Here is a 21,260-nt window from a genome sequence, read left to right on the forward strand (position 1 = left end):
CCATGAACGCGCGCGACGAAGAACGAGCCGTGCTCGATGCGGCCATGCTGCGCCGCGCCCACGCCAGCGCGCTGGAACAGGGCCGCCCGCAGATGGCCGTGCTGCAGGAAACGGTGGCCCTGCCGCCCGAGGTCTTCCTGCGCCAGCTGGCCGCCCTGTTCCGCTATCCGGCCTGGACGATGGCCGAACTGCAGGCCGCCCTGCCCGCCTTTGCCCTGCTGCCCTACACCGATTGCGCCCAGCGCGACTGCGTGCTGCTGCAACCTGGCGTTCCGGACGCGCCGCCCGTGCTGGTCATCGGCAATCCCTTCAGCGAGGACCTGCTGCAATGGGCCGACTTCGCCCTGTCCACGCCCTTCACGGTGGCGCTGGCGCATCCGGACGACCTGGCCGCCTACCTGCAGCAGCAGGAAAGCGTGCAGCAGGCGATGCAGGAGATGCAGCATGGCGATGATGTGCCGGGCCTCGACCAGAGCATCGAGGACATCTCGCTCATCCGCATCAGCGAAGACAGCAGCCCGGTCGTCAAACTGGTGAACTCCACCATCTACGATGCCCTGAAATTCCAGGCCAGCGACATCCATCTCGAATGCGACGTGGCCAGCCTGGTCATCAAATACCGCGTCGACGGCGTGCTGGTGCAGGCGGGCCAGGTGCAGGGACTGGCGATGGCCGAACAGATCATCTCGCGCATCAAGGTGATGGCCGATCTCGACATCGCCGAGCGCCGCATCCCGCAGGATGGCCGCTTCAAGGTGCGCGTAAAGGGGGCGGAGATCGACTTCCGCGTCTCCATCATGCCCAATATCTTTGGCGAGGATGCCGTACTGCGCCTGCTCGACCGGCGCGCGCTGACGGAGGCGGCGCAGGCGCTGCGCCTGGAAAGCCTGGGTCTGAACGAGGATGCCATCGAACAGATCCGCCGCCTGGCCGCCAAGCCGCACGGCATGCTGCTGGTGACGGGGCCCACGGGCTCGGGCAAGACCACCACCCTGTACGCGGCCATCACGGAAATCAACACGGGGCGCGACAAGATCGTCACCATCGAGGACCCCGTCGAATACCGGCTGCCGCGCGTGCTGCAGATTCCCGTCAACGAAAAAAAGGGGCTGACGTTCGCGCGCGGCCTGCGCTCCATCCTGCGCCACGATCCCGACAAGATCATGATCGGCGAAATCCGCGACGATGAAACGGCGCAGATCGCCGTACAGGCCGCGCTCACGGGCCACCTGGTGTTTACCACCGTGCACGCGAACAACGTGTTCGACGTGGTCGGCCGCTTCCTGCACATGGGCGTCGATGCCTACAGCTTTGCGGCCGCCCTGAACGGCATCGTGGCGCAGCGCCTGCTGCGCCTCAATTGCGCCCATTGCGCCGTCGACGCCAGCGCCGAGGTGCTGGCCGACGCGCAGCAGCTGCGCGACAGCGGGCTGGCCCTGCATCAGGTGCAGGACTGGCAATTCATGGCCGGCAAGGGCTGCGGCCACTGCCGCGGCACCGGCTACAAGGGCCGCAAGGCCGTCGCCGAGGTACTGATGCTCAGCGATACGATGCGCGAAATGATCTGCACGCGCGCGCCCCTGAGCCAGATGAAGGAAGAGGCGGCGCGCAACGGTTTCCGCCTGGCGCGCGAGGCGGGCCTGGACCTGGTGCGGCGCGGCGAAACCACTTTAGCGGAGCTCAATCGTGTCACTTATTGAACGTGTCACCCGCGCCACCGTGTGCCTGCACCTGGCCCCGCACGGGCTGCACGGCGTGCTGCGCCGCGCCGGCCGTCCCTTGCCAGACAGCGCCTTCCACCTGCCGATTGCGAATCCCGACGCCAGCTGGGAAGTGGCGCTGGCCGCCCTGCGCGGCTGGCTCGAACACGATGGCGGCAAAAAAGTGCCGCTGGCCGTCAGCCTGGCCAGCCGCTGGTGCGCCATGCTGATGGTGCCGTGGAGCGGCGCCCTGCTCGACCGGAGCAGCGCACAGCGCTTCCTGCACAGCCAGTTCGGCGCCGTGTATGGCGAAGGCGCGCGGACCTGGCGCCTGGCCGCCGACGATGCCCCGTACGGCATGCCGCGCCTGGCCTGCGGCATCGATGCGGCCCTGCTGCAAGGCGTGCAGGACGCGGCCGCCGCGCATGGCCGGCGCTGCCTGTCCATCGAACCGATCGCCGGACCGGCCTGGCGCAGCATCGCCGGCGGCAAACCTGCCGCCTTCGCCCTGGTGGAAGCGGGACGGCTGCTGCTGGCGACAGGCGGCGGCGGGCGCATCACGGCCCTGCACAGCCAGTCCTGCGCCGCCGCCTGGGGCGACGAACTGGACCGGGCGTGGCGGCGCTGGAACTTGCGCGCACCGCAGCTCGACGCCATCGAACAGGTGGCCCTGATCGACTTGAGCGGCGTGCCGCAAGCGAACGTGCCGGAACGCTTCGTGCCCATCGCCGTGGCCGGCGCCGCCCACCTGATGCGGGAGGCCGCATGGGCCTGAGCCGCCTGGAATTCCTGCCGCCCGGCGCCGCGCGGACGTTCCAGGGCTGGCGTCTGGCCCTGTGCCTGGCGGGCGGCTTGCTGCTGCTGCCGGCCGCCGGGTACTGGCTGGTGCAGGCGCAGGAAACGCGGCGCCTGGAAGCGCAGCTGGCGCAGCTGCAGCCGGCGCGTCCCGTGCGCGCGCCCCTCTCGGCGAGCCAGCAGCGCGAACGCGACCTCGAACTGAAACAGGTGGCCGCCGCCGTGCGCCAGCTCAACCTGCCCGTCACGCGCCTGGTCAGGACGGTGCAGGCGCCGCGCGACGTGCGCGTGGCCCTCCTGGGACTGGACCTGAACGCACAGCAGGGACAAGATGGCGCCAGCGTGCTGAAAATCGCCGCCGAGGCGGAAACGCCGCAGGACATGCTCAACTATCTGGCCTTCCTGAACCAGCAGCCCATGTTCAGTTCCGTGTATCTGCTCAAGCACGAGATGAACAGTAACGCGAATGCGAACGCGCCCGCACACCCTTACCGTTTTCAGCTGGAGGCGCAATGGCGGCAATAAAACCCGTGTCAAAAGCCGGCGCGCCCGTGGCCCGGCCGCACCTGCAACTGCGCCTTCCTCCGCGCCTGGCGTGGGAAACGGCGCGTCTGTGGCGTGCCCTGGGCTGGCCCAGCGCCATCGGCGCGGCCTGCCTGGTGCTGGCCGCCGTCGCCGTGCAGCAGGGCGAGGCGCTGGCCGGACGCCAGCAGCCATTGCGCGCGCAGCTGGCCGTGATGGCGAAACAGGCGGCGCTGCCGCCGACGCCCGTCACGCTCGATGCCGACGCGGACAGCCTGGCCGCCTTTCACGCCTACCTGCCCGCGCATGACAGCATTCCCGAGCAGCTGAAGACCTTGCTCGAAGTGGCGCAGAAGAGCGGCGTCACCCTGGCCAAGGCCGACTACACGCCGCAGGAAGACGGCAACACAGCCTTTTTGCGCTACCAGATCACCTTGCCGGTAAAAGCCGAATACACGCAGCTGCAAGCCTTTATCGTCGACGCCCTGCAGGCGCTGCCCACGCTGACGCTCGACTCCGTGCTGTTCAAGCGTGAGCAGATCGAGGCGGGCGAGATCGACGCGCGCATCCAGTTCATCCTGCTGGTCAAGAAGCCGGAGGCGCGCCCATGAAAAAAGCCGTACTGGGAGGCGCCGCCGTGGCCACCTTGCTGGCCGCCCTCTTCGCCCCGGAGGATGAAGGCAGCATCGTGGGGCCGGCCACGGCCACGCCGCGCCAGGTGGAGCGGGTGGCGGCAGCGCCCCTGGCCGCAGCCACGGCCGCTGCGCCGGCCAATCGCGCGCTGGCCATCGAACCGCGCCGGGGCCTCGACGACGAGGAAGCGGCCGCCCTGTTCGCCAAGCAAAGCTGGCAGCCGGAGACGCCGAAAAAGATCATGCTCGACCAGCAGGCGGCGCAGGCCGCGCGCACTGTCGCCGCCGTCGACGCGAACGCGCCGCCGCCTTTGCCCTTCCAGTTCCTCGGCCGTTTCGTCGACGAAGGCAAGGCCGCCTATTTTCTCCAGGCGGGCGAACGCAACGTGGTGGCGCGCCCTGGCGACACGCTTGAGGAGCGCTACCGCTTCGACGGCGTGGCGCAGGGCGCCCTGCAATTTACCTATCTGCCGCTCAACCTGAAACAGACACTCGCCGTAGGGGACCTCAATTGAAACGACGCACACCACGTACTGGCATCACCCTGCTGCCGATGCTGTCCCTGCTGGCCGCCTGCGCCGGCAACCAGGCCTATACCGACGGCCAGGCCATGCTGGGCGCCGGCCGCACGGAACAGGGCCTGGCCCTGCTGGAACAGGCGGCGCAGGCCGAACCGACCAATGCCAAGTACCGCATCGCCGTCACCAACGGCAGGATGCGCGCGCTGAACAGCCTGAATGGCCGCGCCGAGGCGCTGCGCCAGCAAGGCAAGCTGCCCGAAGCGCAAGCGCTGTACCAGCAGGCGCTGGCGCTGGACGCCAGCAACGACGTGGCGCAGCGAGGCCTGGCTGGCGTGGCACAAGATGAACGGCACCGCAAGCTGGTGCAGGAGGCGCAGGCCAGCTACCAGCGCGGCGGCGAAGCGAATGTCGCGCAGGCGCAGGAAGCCTTGCGCCAGGTGCTGCAGGAACGGCCCGCGCAGCGTGAGGCGCTGGCCCTGAAGGGCCGTATCGGCGACGAGCAGGCCAAAAGCCGTCCGGCCGGCGGCAAGCTGGCGGCCGCCTACCGCAAACCCGTGACGCTAGAATTTCGCGACGCGCCCCTGCGCTCCGTGTTCGACTTCATCAGCAAGGTGTCGGGCCTGAACTTCGTCTTCGACAAGGAGGTCGATCCGGCCCTGCGCGCCACCATCTCCGTGCGCGACACCAGCATCGAAGAGGCGATTGCCATGCTGCTGGGCGCGAACCAGCTGGAGCAAAGCGTCACCAGCGACAAGTCGATCACGATCTACCCGAACACGCCGCAAAAGGTGAAGGATTACCAGCAGCTGGTGGTACGCACTTTTTTCCTCGCCAATGCGGACGTCAAGACGGTGGCGTTTTCCATCAAGACCCTGCTCAAGGCCAAGGACGTCGTCACCGACGAGCGCCTGGGCATCATCATGCTGCGCGATACGCCGGAAATGGTGCGCATGGCCGAGCGCATCATCAACGTGCAGGACCTGGCCGACCCGGAAGTGATGCTGGAAGTCGAGGTGCTGGAAGTCAAGCGCACGCGCCTGATGGAACTGGGCGTGCGCTGGCCCGACCAGGCCAGCCTGACCCTGGCCGGCGTCGCTGGCAGCACGGGAGGCCTGGGCGGCCTGAAGGTGGCGGACCTGCACCACATCAATGGCGAGAATATCAACCTGGGCATCGGCGGCGTCACCCTCAACGCCAACAAGACGGATAGCGACAGCAATATCCTGGCCAACCCGCGCATCCGCGTGCGCAACAAGGAAAAGGCGAAGATCCTCATCGGCGACCGCGTGCCCGTCATTACCGTCACGACGAATAACGGCGTCAGTTCCGACAGCGTCAACTACATCGACGTGGGCCTGAAACTCGACGTGGAACCGAACGTCTACCTGGACGACGAGGTGGCCATCAAGATCAACCTGGAAGTGTCGAACGTCGTCAAGGAGGTGATCAGCAAGACGGGCACGCAGGCTTACCAGATCGGCACGCGCAGCGCCTCGACCGTGTTGCGTTTGAAAGATGGCGAGACGCAGGTGCTGGCGGGCCTGATCAGCGACGAGGACCGGGGCACGGCCAACAAGGTGCCCGGCGTGGGCGAACTGCCCGTGCTGAACCGCCTGTTCGGCAGCCAGAAGGACGACGCCATGCGCAGCGAGATCGTGCTGTCGATCACGCCGCGCCTGCTGCGCAGCATCCGCCGCCCCGACCTGATGACGGCCGAATTCAATTCCGGCACCGAGACGTCCGTGGGCGGCCGCGCCAGCGTGGGCGGCACGCCGGAGGCCATCGCCGCGCCCGAGCAAGCCCCTGCGCGCGCCGGCTCGCCCATGACGGGCGGCGACGAGGCACCCGCGGCAGGCGACAAGTCCGGCAAAGGTGGCCAGTGAGGTGGCCAGTGAAAAAGCGGGGCTTTACCTTCATCGAACTGATGATCACCCTGGCCATCATGGCGACCCTGGCCACGGTGGCCGTGCCGATGGCGCAGGTGGCCTTGCAACGGGCCAAGGAGCAGGAATTGCGCAGCGCCCTGATCGAGATGCGCGAGGCGATCGACGCCTACAAGCGGGCGTCGGACAATGGCCGCATCAAGCTGTCGCTGGGCGCATCGGGCTATCCGAAGAAACTCGAGGAACTGGTCGAGGGCGTGCCCGACCAGCGCAGTCCATCAAAACAGAACATCTATTTCCTGCGCCGCCTGCCGCGCGACCCGTTCCAGCCCAGGGAAGCCGGCAGCGCAGCCGACAGCTGGAGCAAGCGCGCGTATGCCTCGCCGCCCGACAATCCCAGCGAAGGCGAAGACGTGTTCGACGTCGCCTCGCGCTCGACCAAGGCGGGCCTGAACGGCGTGCCGCTCAACCAATGGTGACCGCCATGCAGACCACGACCATCCGCCGCGGCTTCACCCTGGTCGAACTGCTGGTGGTGCTGGCGATCATCTCGCTGCTGCTGACGATCGCCATCCCCCGCTATTTCGGCTCGGTGGAAAAATCGAAGGAAGTCGCCCTGAAGGAAAACCTGCAGGTGCTCAGGAGCGGCCTCGATAAATACTATGCCGACAAGGGAGAATACCCGGCCGCGCTGGCCGACCTGGTGACCCACCATTACTTCCGCAGCGTGCCGCTGGACCCTGTCACGGAATCCAGCGCCACCTGGCAATTGATCCCTTCGCCGAATGGCGAGATCAGCGGCGTGGCCGACGTGCGCAGCGGCGCCAAGGGCAAGACGCGCGAGGGCATCCCCTTTGAGCAGCTCTAGGAGCGTGCGGCGGCGGGCGGCGGGTTTCGCCTACATCTGGACCCTGATGCTGGTGGCCTTCATGGGTGTGGGCCTGGTGCTGGCCGGCGAATTGCATGCCACGGCCGCGCGGCGCGACAAGGAACGCGAGCTGCTGTTCATCGGCCATGAATTCCGCAACGCGCTGGGCCGCTACTACGACAGCACGCCGGCCGACGGGCGGCCCCGCTATCCCTTGACCCTGCAGGAACTGCTGCGCGACCCGCGCTTCGCCAACGCCCGGCGGCATTTGCGCCGCCTGTATGCGGATCCCGTCACGGACAAGGCGGAATGGGGCGTGCTGCGGCAGGAGGGACGCATCGTCGGCATCCATTCGCTGTCGCCGCAGCTGCCCATCAAGCAGGACAACTTCCTCGACGAAGACGCCAGCCTGCGCCGCAAGCAGCGCTACGCGGACTGGCACTTCACGTATCCGCACGACCTGGTGCTGGCTCCGCCCGATGCGGCCGGCGGCGCGCCCGGCCTCAAGCCGAAAGGCGCGAACTGATATCATGCCCGCATTCCATATTCAGCATCGAGCAAAGGAGCAGGCATGAGCATAGGTGGCACTTCCATCGAACAGGCATTGGCGTCGCTGTCGGACATGACGGGCGGCATGGTCGCCATCGGCAAGAACGAACATGCGCAGCGCATCGCCAAGGCGCAAGCGTTCATGCGCGAGCAAGGCATCGCCGCGATCTACCTGAACGCGGGCGCCAACCTCACCTATTTCACGGGCACCAAATGGTATGCCAGCGAACGCATGGTGGGCGCCATCCTGCCGGCCAGCGGCGACATCGAATACATCGCCCCCGCCTTCGAGGAAAGCACCCTGCAAGGCTTCATGCTCGTCGCAGGCCGTGTCAATTGCTGGGAAGAGCATGAAAGCCCGTACCAGCTGTTCGTCGACGTGCTGGCGCGCATGGGAATCGCCCAGGACGCGCATCAACCGCCGCGCGTGGGCATCTGCGAAAGCGCCGCCTTCTTCATCTATGACGGCATCCGGCCGCTGGCCCCCGGCTACGCGCTGGAAAACGCGCGCACCGTGACGGCGTACTGCCGCAGCAGAAAATCACAGGCGGAAATCGCCCTGATGCAGCGCGTGATGGACATGACCCTGGCCGTGCACGTGGCCACGGCCAGCATGCTGTACGAAGGCATCACGACTGTGGAAGTGGAAGAATTCATCCAGCGCGCACACCGCAAGGTAGGCGCGCCCCGCTCGTACTTCTGCATCGTGCTGTTCGGCGAAGCGACGGCCTACCCGCATGGCGTCAACTACGTGCAGACCCTGAAGGCGGGCGACACGGTGCTGATCGACACGGGCTGCCAGGTGATGAACTACATCTCCGACATCACGCGCACCTATGTTTTCGGACAGATCAGCGAACGCCAGCGCAGCGTATGGAACAGCGAAAAGGCCGCGCAGGCCGCCGCATTCGCGGCCGCCCGGCTGGGCGTACCCTGCGGCGATGTGGACCGCGCCGCCCGCGTCTCGCTGGAAGCGGACGGCTACGGCCCCGGCTACAAACTGCCCGGACTGCCGCACCGCACGGGCCACGGCATCGGCCTCGATATCCACGAATGGCCTTACCTGGTGGGCAGCGACACGACGCCGCTCGACGTGGGCATGTGCTTCTCGAACGAGCCGATGATCTGCATCCCCGGCGAATTCGGCATCCGCCACGAAGACCATTTTTACATGACGGAAAACGGTCCGCGCTGGTTCACGCAGCCGGCGCACAGCATCGACGATCCGTTCGGCCTGCGCGCGTAAGGCGGTGCTCCTGTGTTGGATTACGCTGCGCTAATCCAACCTACGCATACGCCAATACCTGGCAGGTCGGATTCGCGGGGCCGCCGCGGCGCATGGCGCGTCATCCGACATCACCGCAACGCCAGGTAGGTCGGATTAGCGCGCAGCGCGTAATCCGACACGCCCCCCTGCGCCAGCTTGAACACGGCCAGCGCCGTACCCAGCTGCACGGCCTGTTCCTGCAGCGATTCGGCCGCCGCCGATGCTTCTTCCACCAGCGCGGAGTTCTGCTGCGTCATCTGGTCCATGCTGCCGATGGCCACGCCGATGTCGCCGATGCCGGCGCTTTGCGCCTGGCTCGCGGCGCTGATCTCGGCCATGATGTCGGCCACCTTTTTCACGGAATCGACGATCTGGCCCATGGTCAGACCCGCTTCGTCGACCAGTTTCGAGCCGACATTCACCCTGGCCACCGAGTCGCCGATCAATTGCTTGATCTCGCGCGCCGCTGCCGCGCTGCGCTGCGCGAGGTTGCGCACTTCGGACGCCACCACAGCAAAGCCCCGCCCCTGTTCGCCGGCGCGCGCCGCTTCCACGGCCGCGTTCAGGGCCAGGATATTCGTCTGGAAGGCGATGCCGTCGATGACGCCGATGATGTCGACGATGCGTTTCGATGCATCGTTGATCTCGCCCATGGTGGTCACCACCTGGCTGACCACCTGCCCGCCCTTCACGGCAACCGACGATGCCGACAGCACCAGTTCATGCGCCTGGCCCGCGTTGGCGGCGTTGTCGCGCACGGTGGAGGTCAGGCTGTCCATGCTGCGCGCCGTCTGATCCAGGCTGCCCGCCTGCGATTCCGTGCGCGCGGCCAGGTCCGCATTGCCTTGGGCGATTTCCGCGCTGGCCACCTGGATGGTTTCGGCCGACGCCTTGATATCGGAGACCATGCCGCCGAGCTTGGCGCGCATGTCCTTCAGCGCCGCCAGCAGGCTGTCCTGGTCGCCCGCCTCGGTCACGATATGCATCGAGAGGTCGCCATCGGCCACGGCGCGCGCGATCTGGCGCGCATATTCGGGTTCGCCGCCCAGTTGCTGCCAGATGGCGCGCACGACGAAGTGCGACACGGCCACCAGGCAGACGATGACGGCCAGCGCCACGGCGATGCTGGTATTGAGCGCATTGCGCACGTTGGCCGCGCTGCGCTCGATGCCCTGCCTGAACTGCGCTTGCGCCTGTTCATTGGTCTTTGCCAGGTCGGCATTGAGCACCGCCAGCGCGCCCTGCATGCGCGCCACGGTCGCCTGCGGGTCGCCCTCTTCCATTTCCAGCATGATGCGCGCCGCGCTCAGGGCCGGCGCATAGTAGGCATCGAATTCCTTGGCCAGCCGCGCGCCCTGCTCGCGCTGGCCGGGGATCGCCGCAAAGGCGTCCAGCCTGGCACGCAGCTTGGTAGCCTGGCCGCCGACTTGTCCGATGCGTTCCTTGTCGCCTTCGCTGACGGCATCGCGCAAGGCGTCGCCGACGGCGGCCACGTCCAGGGTCAGCGACTTGGCCAGGTCAAGCACGGGATAGTCGGCGCTTTCGGTAGCGTGGATGGAATTGAGCGTGGCCGTGGACAGGTAGGCGCTGACGGCCAGCCCCAGCCCGAAAATCACGGCCGAGACGACAGGCAGCGCCCATATCTTGCGTTTGATGCTCATTGCTGTCTCCTGATGGTATGTGTACCGGGCCGCCGCATGGCGCGCGGCCCGGGCCGGCTTTATGGCGCCGTCAGCACCACTTTGACGCTGGCGTCGACGGTACTCTTTTCGATATAGCCGATGGCTTTCGGATCGGCCGCCACGGCCTTCTTCACGTCGGCGCTATTGGCCACTTCCTTCGGCAAGGTCGCCTTGCCCGTGAAGACCAGCTTGGACCAGAGGGCCTTCGCCTGCGACGGCTCCTTGTCCGTCACCTTCTTGTAGAACTCGGCGCGCACGGGGGCGCTTTCCGGCTGGTCGATCGGCGTCATGGCCGTCGATTTACCGAGGAAAAACTGCGCCACCTGTTCGTTCGTCATGGCGCCGGCGGCGCTCTTGGCATTGACGACCACGACCACTTCGGCCATGGCGGGAACGGCGGTCGACAGCGCCAGCAAGGCGGCCACATTCAAGATCAATGGTTTCATGCGGCGCTCCTCAGAAAACGAAATCGATGGCGGCGGCAGCCACCGTGACGGGACCATGGAAGCCCGGCTTGGCTTGCACGAACAGGCCCGGGCCATTCTTCGGCTTGATGCGGTCGATCTGCACCTTCAAGGCGGCCGAACGGTGGAAGTCCCAGCGCACGCCGATGCTGTCCGTCGATTGTTCGAGCTGGTTGCGCATGGTGGCCAGGGTCTCGACGCCGGCCGACAGCGCGCGCAGGGTCGGCGTGCAAGCGGCCGGATAGCCGGCAGGGCAGGATGCGGGCACGGTGTTGTTCACGCGGCCATCGGCCTTCAGGCTGGCGTGGCTGTAGTAGGGCAGGAAGGCGCCGATGCGGTAGCCGCCCATCACGTACCACGAGGTGCTGTCGCTGACATAGCTGTCCGTCTTGCGCTTCGCATATTCGGACTGCAGCAGCACGTTGTTCCAGTCCAGGCCCAGGCCCACGGAGGTGAACGACGCCTTCTTGTCCTTGACTTCCAGCGCATCGGCCAGGGCGCCCAGCTGGGCGATCCTGTAACCGCTGCCGGCCGCGCGCAAGCTGCCCATCAGCGTGTTCAGGCTCGGCGAATCGTTGATCGTCAGCTTGGTCTCGGCACGGCCGAAGCGCACGGTGACGGGGCCATGTTCAGCCACCACGTTCAGGGCGACGATGGACTTGCCTTCCACCTGCACGGTCGAAGCGGGACCCGTGGCCAGGGTGGCCTTGGTGCGGCCCAGCGCCAGCTGCGTGGTGATGCTGGTGTCGCCCGCGCTGAACTGGTAGGTGCCGTCGATGCCGTCGATGCTGTTCAGGGGTACCTGCGAATACATTTCGCCCGGCGGGCGCAGCATGGTGTTGGCATAGCCGACGTTGCGGTAATCGGAAATCATGAAGACGGGCAGGCCCATGCGGCCGACGCGCACGCTGAAGCTGTCCGACACCTTGGCCTTGGCAAAGGCCCACGCCAGTTCGGCGCCGACATCATCTTCGCCATCCTTGCGCGCCAGGCCCTGCACGGTGGCCGACAGCCACGGGGTGACGGTGACATTGGCCTGCAGTCCCAGGTTGGAATCGACGCCCGTGCGGGCGGTGCGGCCGGCGCCGGCAGCCTGGTTCGGGCGCGCGAACTGCGCCTTGTCGGTATCGGCCATGGTCAGGGCGGCCGTGCCGTAACCGCTGATCTTGACGGCGGGGCCGACGGCCTCTTCGGCATAAGCATGGCTGATGGCCAGGGGCATGGCCAGCAGGAAAATCAGAACGTGTTTATTCATAGTAATTAAATACCCGTAGCGGTGAACGTGGAATGGGACTCCCGATCGATGGTTCACCGGCCGTAACAGGCCGGGTCCATTTTTTCGCGCCGCCATCGCCTTGGGCGTCCTTGGCGGCGTGACCAGTGAGTAAAACCATGCTACATAGAAAAGGTTTTACGTTGGAAAGTTTTCTTGAGGCAATGAGCGAATTCGCCCATTTTCATGAAAAAAGCACGCGTTCTAGAGGGGTTTATCTAAATAGCACGCCGTGCAAAACCACACTTAGCCTATATTTTTCATACACTTATGGATAATTCAAGACGAAAAGAACCCGCATAAAAAAAGCGCCACCCGCGCGAAGATCGCGGGCGGCGCCATTCACACCAGTCCTGCCGGAGACGCTTACTCTCGGACTTACTCGCGCTTGGAGACCAGGGTCAGGATGTCGTAGCTGGCCACCAGTTCCTCGTTCTGGTTGGTCACCTGCACGTCCCATGCGACCACGCCCTGGCCCACGCCAAAGACGTCCTTGCGGTTACGGTCGACCTTGCGCTTGCACGTCAGGCGCGCGCGGATGGTGTCGCCGATGGCGACGGGAGCGACGAAGCGCAGGTTGTCCAGGCCGTAGTTGGCCAGCACGGGACCGACGCCGGGCGAGACGAACAGGCCGGCGGCGGCCGACAGCACGAAGTAGCCGTGGGCGATGCGCTTGCCGAACTGCGATTCCTTCGCGGCGATTTCATCGAAGTGCATGTAGAAGAAGTCGCCCGAGATGCCGCCGAAGGCGACGATATCCGCTTCGCTGACCGTGCGGCGGTGCGTCAGCAGCGAGTCGCCCGTCTTCAAGTCCTCGAAATGCTTGCGGAACGGGTGGATCGGGCTTTCATTGACGTCCGCGCCGCGCACGTATTCGCCGGTGATCGCCGCCAGCATGGTCGGCGAGCCTTGCACGGCCGCGCGTTGCAGGTAATGGCGCACGGCGCGCACGCCGCCCAGTTCCTCGCCACCGCCCGCGCGGCCAGGGCCGCCGTGCTTCAGTTGCGGCAAGGGCGAGCCGTGGCCAGTCGAATCGACGGAGGCCACGCGCTCGAGCACGTGCACGCGGCCATGCGTGGCCGCCACTTGCGGCACCACGCGCGCGGCGATCTTCGGATCGCGCGTCACCAGGGTGCTCACCAGGCTGCCCTTGCCGCGCGCGGCCAGGGCCAGCGCTTCGTCGATGTCCTTGTAGCCCATCATGGTGCTGACGGGGCCAAACGCTTCCACGTCATGCACGGCGTCGTTGCCGAAGGCGTCGCGGCACATCAGCAAGGTCGGCGAGAAGAAGCTGCCGTCCTGCGCGCCATCACCGAGCGGATTAAAACCGTCGGCCGCGCCGAATACCACCTCGTTACCCTGCGACAGGGTGGCGACACGTTCAGCCACGTCGTTCTGCTGCTCTTTCGACGCCAGCGCGCCCATGCGCACGCCTTCGATGGACGGGTCGCCCACCACCACCTTGGCCAGGCGCTCGCGCAGGCGCGTGCCGACGGCATCCATCAGGTGCTCGGGCACGATGATGCGGCGGATCGCCGTGCACTTCTGGCCCGACTTGCCCGTCATTTCGCGCACGACTTCCTTAACGAACAGGTCGAACTCCACGTCGTCGGGCGTGACGTCCGGCGCCAGGATGGCGCAATTGAGCGAATCGGCTTCGCCGTTGAAGGGCACGGACTGGGCGATCAGGTTGGAATTCGTGCGCAGCTTGGCGGCCGTGGCGGCCGACCCTGTAAACGTGACGAAATCCTGGCCATTCAGGCGGTCCAGCAAGTCGCCCGTGGAGCCGATCACCAGTTGCAGGCTGCCGGCCGGCAGCAGACCCGATTCATGCATCATGCGCACGACGGCCTGCGTCAGATAGCTCGTCGCCGTGGCCGGCTTGGCGATGCAGGGCATGGCCGCCAGGAAGCTTGGCGCAAATTTTTCCAGCAGACCCCAGATGGGGAAGTTGAAGGCGTTGATGTGCACGGCCAGGCCGCCGCGCGGCACCAGGATGTGCGTGCCGGCGAAACCGCCTTTTTTACCGAGCGCGATGGCAGGGCCTTCGTGCAGCACGTTCGACGACGGCAGCTCGTGGCTGCCCATGCTGGCGTAGGCGAACAGGGTGCCCGTGCCGCCTTCGATGTCGACCCAGCTGTCGGCGCGCGTGGCGCCCGACAGGTGCGAGATCGCATACAGTTCTTCCTTGCGCTCGACGAGGTACAGGGCCAGCGCCTTCAGGCGCGCGGCGCGCTGCTGGAAGTCCAGCGCCATCAGGCCCGGCACGCCCGTCCTGCGCGCATACGTGACGGCTTCGTCGAAATCGATTTTTTCCGCATGCGTATGATAGATGACGCGGTTGTTCAAGGCGCTGTGCAGGGGCACGGCGGCGCTGTCGCCCAGCCAGCGGCCGGCGATCAGGCTTTGCAGGGTGGATATGTGAGCCATGTGGTTTCTCCGTAAAACGAGGGTGTTGGTGACGTTGGTGGTGGTGTCGGATGACGCGAGGCGCTGCCCCGCTGATCCGACCTACGCCCATACTGTTTATTGCGCAGCAGCGTTCTTGTGCAAGTGCAGCGGCAAGGCCGATTCGAAATTGAGGCGCTGGCGGTTCGCCTCGACTTGCGTCAGGGCTTCCACCTCGCGCATCGTCTGCATCGAGCGCACGGCCAGTTCGTGGTACTGGCCCGTGCCCGAGCTTTTCCATTGGATTTCATCGTCGGTCAGCGCGCGGGTCACCCTGGCGGGCGTGCCCACCACCATGCTGCGCGGCGCGACGAGCATGCCCGCCTTGACGAAACTCATGGCGGCGACGATGGATTCCTCGCCGATGACGGCGTTGTCCATCACCACGGCATTCATGCCGACGAGCGCGTTGCGGCCGATGCGGCAGCCATGCAGCACGGCGCCATGGCCGACATGGCCGTCGACTTCGACCACCGTGTCGCAACCGGGAAAACCGTGCATGACGCAGGTGTCCTGCAGGTTCGCCCCCTCTTCCAGGATCAATCGGCCGAAGTCGCCGCGGATCGAGGCCAGCGGGCCGATATAGCAGCGCGGGCCGACGATCACGTCGCCGATCAGCACGGCCGACGGGTGCACATAGGCGCTGGGGTGGACGACGGGGGTAACGCCGTTGATTTCGTAGACTTTGACCATGTTGCTCTCCAAAACATTATTGCCAGCCGTAGCGGCTGATGTCGGATTACGCGCAAGCGGCTCGGCGCCCCCGCTAATCCGACCTACGTCTTCACATACCCAGGTACGCGCTTTGTACCTGCTCGTTGTGCAGTAATTCAGGGCCGGGACCGGACAGGGTAATCGCGCCCGTCTCGATCACATATCCCACGTCGGCGATCGACAGGGCGGCGTGCGCGTTCTGCTCGACGAGGAAGATGGTGATGCCCTGGTCGCGCAGCTCGGCCACGATACGGAAGATTTCCGCGATCAGGAGCGGCGCCAGACCCATGCTCGGTTCATCGAGCAGCAGCAGTTGCGGGCGGCCCATCAGCGCGCGCGCCATGGCCAGCATCTGCTGCTGTCCGCCGGAGAGCGTGCCGGCCAGCAGCAGGCGCTTTTCCTTCAGGATCGGGAACAGGCCGTACATGCGCTCCATGTCGCCCGCCACGTCCTGTGCGGGGCGTGTGAAGGCGCCCAGACGCAGATTGTCTTCCACCGTCATGGGGCCGAACACTTGCCGCCCTTCCGGCACCTGGCAAATGCCGGCGCGCACACGCTTGTCGGCGCTCATGCGGCTGACGTCCTGGCCGGCGAAGGCGATACTGCCGGCGCCGATCGGCTGCACGCCGGAAATCGCCCGCAACAGGGTCGTCTTGCCGGCGCCGTTCGCGCCCACCAGCGCCACCAGCTGGCCCTGGCGCACCTGCAGGTCGATGCCGTGCAGGGCCTGGATGCGGCCGTAATGGCTGGTCAGGCCGGCGATATCGAGCACCAGCGGCGCCTGAGGTTTTTCCATCTTCATCATGCCGCCACTCCCAGGTATGCCGCCACCACGTCGGGATTGGCGCGCACTTCGGCGGCGGTCCCTTCGGCCAGCTTCTTGCCATAGTCGAGCACCAGGATATGGTCCGACAAATTCATCACCAGTTTCATGTCATGCTCGACCAGCACCACCGTCACGCCCGATTGCGCCACCTTGCGGATCAGGGCTTCGATCTCGCCCGTCTCCGTGTGGTTCAGGCCCGCCGCCGGTTCATCGAGCAGCAGCACCTTCGGCTTGGCCGCCAGCGCGCGGGCGATTTCCAGGCGCTTCAAGGCGCCATACGACATCTGCCCCGCCTCGTCACCGATATGCCGGCCCACGCCGACGAATTCCATCAGGCCCGCCGCCTCGTCGCGGCAGGCCGCATCGGCGCGGCGCACGGACGGCAAACGCAGCATGGAAGCGAACAGGTTCTGGTTCAGGCGCAGGTGCGCGCCCACCATCACATTGTCGATGGCCGTCATGTTCATGCACACCTGCAGGTTCTGGAAGGTGCGGCTCATGCCGCGCCGCGCCAATGCATCGGGCGACATGGCGGCCACGTTCTCGCCATTGAGCAGGATCTCGCCCTTGGTCGGCGTGTAGACACCGGTGATCAGGTTGAACAGGGTCGTCTTGCCGGCGCCGTTCGGCCCGATCACGGAGTGGATATTGCCCTCCTTGACCGTAAAGCTTACGTCCTGCACCGCGTGCACGCCGCCGAAACTCTTGCTCAGGTTGTTAATCGTCAGCATCTCACACCTCCCGTGCAGATTGAGGCGGTGCTTTCGGCGTCGCAGAACGCTTGCGCGAACGGCTGGCCAGGCTGGGCACCAGGCCCTTGGGCATGAAGATCATGGTGGCCATCAGGATCACGCCGAACACCACTGTTTCCCAGCCTTCAAAACTGGACAGCAATTGCGGCAGGATCGTCAGCAGCGCCGCGCCGATGATGGAACCGAAGATCGAGGCCATGCCGCCCACCACCACCATCGTCACCAGCTCGATCGAGTGGAAGAAACCGGCCAGGTTGGGCGTGATGAAACCGATGTAATGGGCGCTGATGCTGCCCGCGATGCTGGCAATCACCGCCGACAGCACGAACACGCGCACCTTGAAGCGCGTCGTGTCGACGCCGACCACGCGGGCCGCCACTTCCGAACCGTGGATGGCCTGCAGCGCGCGGCCGACGGGCGAATCGATCAGGTTCAGGGCCAGCCACGTCACCAGCAACAGCAGCACGGCGCACACCAGGTACCACGATTTTTCACCGGCGATTTCCAGGCCGGCGACACTGAAGGCGGACACGCCGATGCCGTCCGGGCCGCCCGTCCATTGCGTCTCGTTGTTGATGACGATGGAAATGATGATGCCCAGTCCCAGGGTCGCCATGGCCAGGGTATGGCCCTTGAGTTTCAACACGGGACGCGCCAGCAGCAGCGCCAGCAGACCCGTGGCGACGGCGCCGGCGGCCAAGGCGGCCAGCGGCGGCCAGCCGTAGTGCGTGGTCAGCACGGCCGAGGCATACGCGCCCAGGCCGTAGAAACCCGCGTGGCCGAGGCTGATCTGGCCCGTATAGCCCATCAAGAGGTTCAGGCCGATGACGACGATGGCATTCAGCGCGATGCGGATCGCCACGTCATAGTAGAACGCATTGCTGAGGAACAGCGGCAGGATGGCCAGCACCAGGGCCAGCAACAACAGGCCGCCGTGGCGCGAGCGGGTGAGGAAATTCTTCATACACGCTCCGAATTTTTAGCGCCAAACAAGCCTTGCGGCAGGAAGAACAGGATCAATAAGATCAGCACGAACGGCACCGCGTCCTTGTAGGCCGACGAGATATAGCCGGCCGTCATGGCTTCGGCGATGCCGAGGATCAGGCCGCCGGCAATCGCGCCCGCGCCGCCGCCCAGGCCGCCGAGTACGGCGGCGACAAAGCCTTTCAGGCCCAGCATGATGCCCGCGTCATACGAGGTATACGTGATCGGTGCGACGAGGATGCCGCCCGCCGCGCCCAGCAGGGCTGACAGGCCGAACGAGAACAGCAGCACCTTGCGCGTGTTAATGCCCACCAGTTGCGCGGCCAGCTTGTTGTGCGAGGTGGCCAGCATGGCCTTGCCCATCAGCGTGCGGCCGAAGAACCAGCCCAGCACCAGCACGATGACGACGGTCACGCCCAGCACCCACAGGCTTTGCGGCAGCAGGCTGGCGCCCAGAAATTCGATCGGCGCGTCGCCGGAAAAGGCCGGCAGCGAGTGCGTATCCTTGCCCAGCCAGATCTGCACGAGGCCGCGCAGCACCAGCGAGGCGCCGATGGTGATGATCAAGAGGGTGATGACCTGCGCGTTCTGCGCCGGCTCGATCACGGTTTTTTCCATCAGCAGGCCAACGATACCGGTGGCGATGACGGCCAGGATGATGGCCAGCGGCAGCGGCACGCCGGCGGCCGACATCACGGCGGCCAGCATCCCGCCCAGCATGATGAATTCGCCCTGGGCGAAATTGATCACGCCGCTGGTGTTGTAGATGATGGTAAAGCCCAGCGCCGCCAGCGCGTAGGCGGAACCAACCGTCATCCCGGAATACAGAAATTGTAGAAATTGAGCGACTTCCATGGTGTCTCCATTATGTTCGGCTGTGCGCGGGCCGCCTTCGGGGACGGCCTCGCGCAGGTACTCTGGCTTACATCACTTCGACAATTGCCATTCGCCGTTCTTCACTTGCACCATGCGGAAAGCCGACAGGTCCAGACCCATGTGGTCCTTGGCCGACATGTTGAACACGCCGGTGGTGCCGACAAAACCCTTCGTCTGTTCCAGCGCCGTGCGCACTTTTTCGCGGTCCGTGCCGCCGGCGCGCTTGATGGCGTCCACCGACAGGTTCAGGGCATCGAGCGCATAGCCGCCAAAGGTCGATGGATCGATCTTGTAGCGCTCTTTATACGTCTTGTCGTAGCCGACGACGATGGCCTTCTGCGCGTCGCTGTCGGGCAGCATGGCGCCGATCAGGAGGGCCGGCGTTGGCAGACGCACGCCTTCGGCAGCCTTGCCCGACAGCTTCAGGTATTCGTCCGACGCCACGCCATGCGACTGGTACAACGGCAGCGCGGCCATGCCCAGCTGGCCGTAGTTCTTGGTCACCACGGCCGGGCCCTGGCCCAGGCCGAAGACGAAGACGGCCTGCACGCCGGCCGTGTTCTTGATGCGCGTGAGCTGCGCCGTGATGTCCGTGTCTTTCGGACCGTAGGTTTCATCGGCCACCAGCGTGATGCCGTATTTCGAGGCGACGATCTGCGATTCCTTGCGGCCCGAGGCGCCAAAGCCGCTCGTTTCCGACAGCAGGCCCACCTTGCTGATGCCGCGCTTCTTCATGTCCTCGAACACCTTCTCGGCCGCCATGCGGTCCGTATGCGGCGTCTTGAAGACCCACTTCTTGACCGGATCGATGATCACCACGGCGCCCGCCAGCGAAATGAACGGCATGCCGGCGCGCTCCACCAGCGGCGCCATCGCCATCGTCGCGCCGGTGGTGGTGCCGCCGATCAGCACGTCGACCTTGTCCGACTCGATCAGGCGCTTGGTAAAACCGTTGGCCTTGGCCGCGTCGCTGCCATCGTCGTAGTGCACCAGTTCCAGCTTGCGTCCCAGCACGCCGCCTGCCGCATTGATTTTCTCGATATACAGCTGCAGGGTTTTCAGTTCAGGATCGCCCAGGAAGGCGGCCGGTCCCGTGACGGACAGCACGGAACCGATCTTGATGTTGTCGGCCGCGTACGCACCCGCGGCAGTCATGGCCAGCACGCCGGCGATCAGGGTTTTCTTGAGGATATTGGCAATCATTGTGGTCTCCACCAGGTTGGCACTACGGTCAATTAATATTGGCGCTTTTTTACAAGCCTGCGCCTTTTTTGTTTTTCTACTTTTTTATACGCGTTCAATCACCACGGCAATACCCTGCCCCACGCCGATGCACATGGTGCACAGCGCATAGCGCCCGCCCGTGCGTTCCAGCTGGTTCAGCGCGGCCATCACCAGGCGCGCGCCCGATGCCCCCAGCGGATGGCCGATGGCAATCGCGCCGCCATTCGGGTTCACGTGGGCCGCATCGTCGGCCAGGCCCAGGTCGCGCGTGACGGCCAGCGCCTGCGCCGCAAACGCTTCATTGAGTTCGATGACATCCATCTGTTCGATGCTCAATCCCGTCTGCGCCAGCACCTTGCGCGACGCCGGCGAGGGGCCAAAGCCCATGATGCGCGGCGCCAGGCCGGCCGTGGCCATGCCCAGCACTTTTGCGCGCGGCGTCAGCTTGTATTTATCCACGGCGGCGGCGGACGCCAGCAAAATCGCGCAGGCGCCATCGTTCAAGCCCGAGGCATTGCCGGCCGTGACCGTGCCGTCCACTTTCACCACGCCTTTCAGTTTCGCCAGCATTTCCAGCGAGGTGTCCGGACGCGGATGTTCATCCATCGTCACCATCTTCGGCTCGCCCTTCTTTTGCGGCACGGCGACGGGCACGATTTCGCGCTCGAACACGCCGGCCGCGTTGGCGGCGGCCCAGCGCTGCTGGCTGCGCAAGGCCAGCGCGTCCTGGTCGGCGCGGCTGACGCCAAATTCCACGGCCACGTTTTCCGCCGTTTCCGGCATGGTGTCGATGCCATACTGCGCCTTCATCTTGCCGTTGACGAAACGCCAGCCCAGGGTCGTGTCCTCGATTTTCGCCGCGCGCGAAAAGGCGCTGTCGGCCTTGCCCATCACGAACGGTGCGCGCGTCATGCTTTCCACGCCGCCGGCGATGATCAGTTCCGCCTCGCCCGCCTTGATCGAGCGGGCAGCCATGCCGACGGCGTCCAGGCTGGAACCGCACAGGCGGTTGATGGTATTGGCCGGGACTGCCGCCGGCAAGCCGGCCAGCAGCGCGGCCATGCGGCCCACGTTGCGGTTGTCTTCGCCCGCCTGATTGGCGCAGCCATAGAACACGTCGTCGATGGCGGACCAGTCGACGGACGGGTTGCGGGCGATCAGCGCGGCGATCGGCAGCGCGCCCAGGTCGTCGGCGCGCACGCTGGACAGCGCGCCGCCATAACGGCCAAAGGGGGTGCGCACGGCGTCACAGATAAAGGCTTCGTTCATGTTTGTTTCCT

The 21,260-nt window shown here is 65.7% G+C and carries 21 protein-coding genes; 10 read left to right on the forward strand and 11 right to left on the reverse strand.

Annotated features, from left to right (window positions below; translation table 11 throughout):
* Positions 1–2 precede the first annotated feature (2 nt).
* From AC07VH_RS05875 to AC07VH_RS05920, 10 genes are read left to right on the forward strand one after another with little or no spacing between them, the layout of a single operon-like run.
* Positions 3–1,700 (forward strand): GspE/PulE family protein, encoded by a 1,698-nt coding sequence (locus AC07VH_RS05875; RefSeq protein WP_494788321.1) that lies wholly within the window; start codon positions 3–5, stop codon positions 1,698–1,700.
* Positions 1,687–2,475, forward strand: a complete 789-nt coding sequence (locus AC07VH_RS05880; protein WP_494788320.1) for a hypothetical protein — start codon at positions 1,687–1,689, stop codon at positions 2,473–2,475. Before AC07VH_RS05875 ends, AC07VH_RS05880 begins: the two co-directional genes overlap by 14 nt.
* Entirely contained in the window at positions 2,466–3,020 is a 555-nt protein-coding gene (locus AC07VH_RS05885; protein WP_475416537.1) for a hypothetical protein, read from the forward strand. Before AC07VH_RS05880 ends, AC07VH_RS05885 begins: the two co-directional genes overlap by 10 nt.
* The gene (locus AC07VH_RS05890; protein WP_494788319.1) at positions 3,008–3,628 is read left to right on the forward strand and encodes a hypothetical protein; all 621 of its coding nucleotides are present in this window, start codon (positions 3,008–3,010) and stop codon (positions 3,626–3,628) included. The genes AC07VH_RS05885 and AC07VH_RS05890 overlap by 13 nt, the downstream gene beginning before the upstream one ends.
* Positions 3,625–4,164: a hypothetical protein gene (locus AC07VH_RS05895; protein ID WP_494788318.1), complete on the forward strand. Its 540-nt coding sequence runs from the start codon at positions 3,625–3,627 to the stop codon at positions 4,162–4,164. The genes AC07VH_RS05890 and AC07VH_RS05895 overlap by 4 nt, the downstream gene beginning before the upstream one ends.
* Positions 4,161–6,053 (forward strand): secretin GspD/PilQ domain-containing protein, encoded by a 1,893-nt coding sequence (locus AC07VH_RS05900; protein WP_494788317.1) that lies wholly within the window; start codon positions 4,161–4,163, stop codon positions 6,051–6,053. Before AC07VH_RS05895 ends, AC07VH_RS05900 begins: the two co-directional genes overlap by 4 nt.
* An 8-nt stretch (positions 6,054–6,061) precedes the next feature.
* Positions 6,062–6,532 carry a type II secretion system protein gene (locus AC07VH_RS05905; protein ID WP_494788316.1) on the forward strand — a complete coding sequence of 157 codons (471 nt, stop codon included), beginning with the start codon at positions 6,062–6,064 and terminating at the stop codon, positions 6,530–6,532.
* 5 nt (positions 6,533–6,537) lie between these two features.
* Positions 6,538–6,921 (forward strand): type IV pilin protein, encoded by a 384-nt coding sequence (locus AC07VH_RS05910; RefSeq protein WP_494788315.1) that lies wholly within the window; start codon positions 6,538–6,540, stop codon positions 6,919–6,921.
* Positions 6,908–7,447, forward strand: a complete 540-nt coding sequence (locus tag AC07VH_RS05915; RefSeq protein ID WP_494788314.1) for a type II secretion system protein — start codon at positions 6,908–6,910, stop codon at positions 7,445–7,447. Before AC07VH_RS05910 ends, AC07VH_RS05915 begins: the two co-directional genes overlap by 14 nt.
* Before the next feature lie 45 nt (positions 7,448–7,492).
* A complete protein-coding gene (locus tag AC07VH_RS05920) occupies positions 7,493–8,716 on the forward strand; it encodes a M24 family metallopeptidase (protein ID WP_494788313.1) in 1,224 nt (407 codons plus the stop codon).
* Positions 8,717–8,826: 110 nt separating this feature from the next.
* Here AC07VH_RS05920 and AC07VH_RS05925 read toward each other — a convergent pair whose 3' ends face one another.
* From AC07VH_RS05925 to pcaF, 11 genes are all read right to left on the reverse strand, one after another.
* Positions 8,827–10,398, reverse strand: coding sequence for a methyl-accepting chemotaxis protein (locus AC07VH_RS05925; RefSeq protein ID WP_494788312.1), 1,572 nt, complete (start codon positions 10,396–10,398; stop codon positions 8,827–8,829).
* A gap of 59 nt (positions 10,399–10,457) precedes the next feature.
* Positions 10,458–10,865, reverse strand: coding sequence for a type 2 periplasmic-binding domain-containing protein (locus AC07VH_RS05930; RefSeq protein WP_494788311.1), 408 nt, complete (start codon positions 10,863–10,865; stop codon positions 10,458–10,460).
* A gap of 10 nt (positions 10,866–10,875) precedes the next feature.
* Positions 10,876–12,138 carry a hypothetical protein gene (locus AC07VH_RS05935; protein ID WP_489629742.1) on the reverse strand — a complete coding sequence of 421 codons (1,263 nt, stop codon included), beginning with the start codon at positions 12,136–12,138 and terminating at the stop codon, positions 10,876–10,878.
* Between the two features lie 396 nt (positions 12,139–12,534).
* A complete protein-coding gene (gene paaZ, locus AC07VH_RS05940; protein WP_475416548.1) occupies positions 12,535–14,586 on the reverse strand; it encodes a phenylacetic acid degradation bifunctional protein PaaZ in 2,052 nt (683 codons plus the stop codon).
* Between the two features lie 96 nt (positions 14,587–14,682).
* Positions 14,683–15,297, reverse strand: a complete 615-nt coding sequence (gene paaY, locus AC07VH_RS05945; RefSeq protein ID WP_475416549.1) for a phenylacetic acid degradation protein PaaY — start codon at positions 15,295–15,297, stop codon at positions 14,683–14,685.
* Between the two features lie 91 nt (positions 15,298–15,388).
* Positions 15,389–16,120 carry an ABC transporter ATP-binding protein gene (locus AC07VH_RS05950; protein ID WP_494788329.1) on the reverse strand — a complete coding sequence of 244 codons (732 nt, stop codon included), beginning with the start codon at positions 16,118–16,120 and terminating at the stop codon, positions 15,389–15,391.
* On the reverse strand, positions 16,120–16,875 hold the full coding sequence (locus AC07VH_RS05955) for an ABC transporter ATP-binding protein (protein WP_070224251.1): 756 nt from the start codon (positions 16,873–16,875) through the stop codon (positions 16,120–16,122). Before AC07VH_RS05955 ends, AC07VH_RS05950 begins: the two co-directional genes overlap by 1 nt.
* A gap of 1 nt (position 16,876) precedes the next feature.
* Positions 16,877–17,860: a branched-chain amino acid ABC transporter permease gene (locus AC07VH_RS05960; RefSeq protein WP_475416550.1), complete on the reverse strand. Its 984-nt coding sequence runs from the start codon at positions 17,858–17,860 to the stop codon at positions 16,877–16,879.
* The gene (locus tag AC07VH_RS05965; RefSeq protein WP_034780386.1) at positions 17,857–18,735 is read right to left on the reverse strand and encodes a branched-chain amino acid ABC transporter permease; all 879 of its coding nucleotides are present in this window, start codon (positions 18,733–18,735) and stop codon (positions 17,857–17,859) included. The genes AC07VH_RS05960 and AC07VH_RS05965 overlap by 4 nt, the downstream gene beginning before the upstream one ends.
* A 72-nt stretch (positions 18,736–18,807) precedes the next feature.
* Positions 18,808–19,959 (reverse strand): ABC transporter substrate-binding protein, encoded by a 1,152-nt coding sequence (locus tag AC07VH_RS05970; RefSeq protein WP_494788310.1) that lies wholly within the window; start codon positions 19,957–19,959, stop codon positions 18,808–18,810.
* A gap of 84 nt (positions 19,960–20,043) precedes the next feature.
* Positions 20,044–21,249: a 3-oxoadipyl-CoA thiolase gene (pcaF, locus tag AC07VH_RS05975; RefSeq protein WP_494788309.1), complete on the reverse strand. Its 1,206-nt coding sequence runs from the start codon at positions 21,247–21,249 to the stop codon at positions 20,044–20,046.
* Positions 21,250–21,260: the final 11 nt, after the last annotated feature.

This window comes from Janthinobacterium sp. GW821-FHT03C10 (assembly GCF_059420865.1).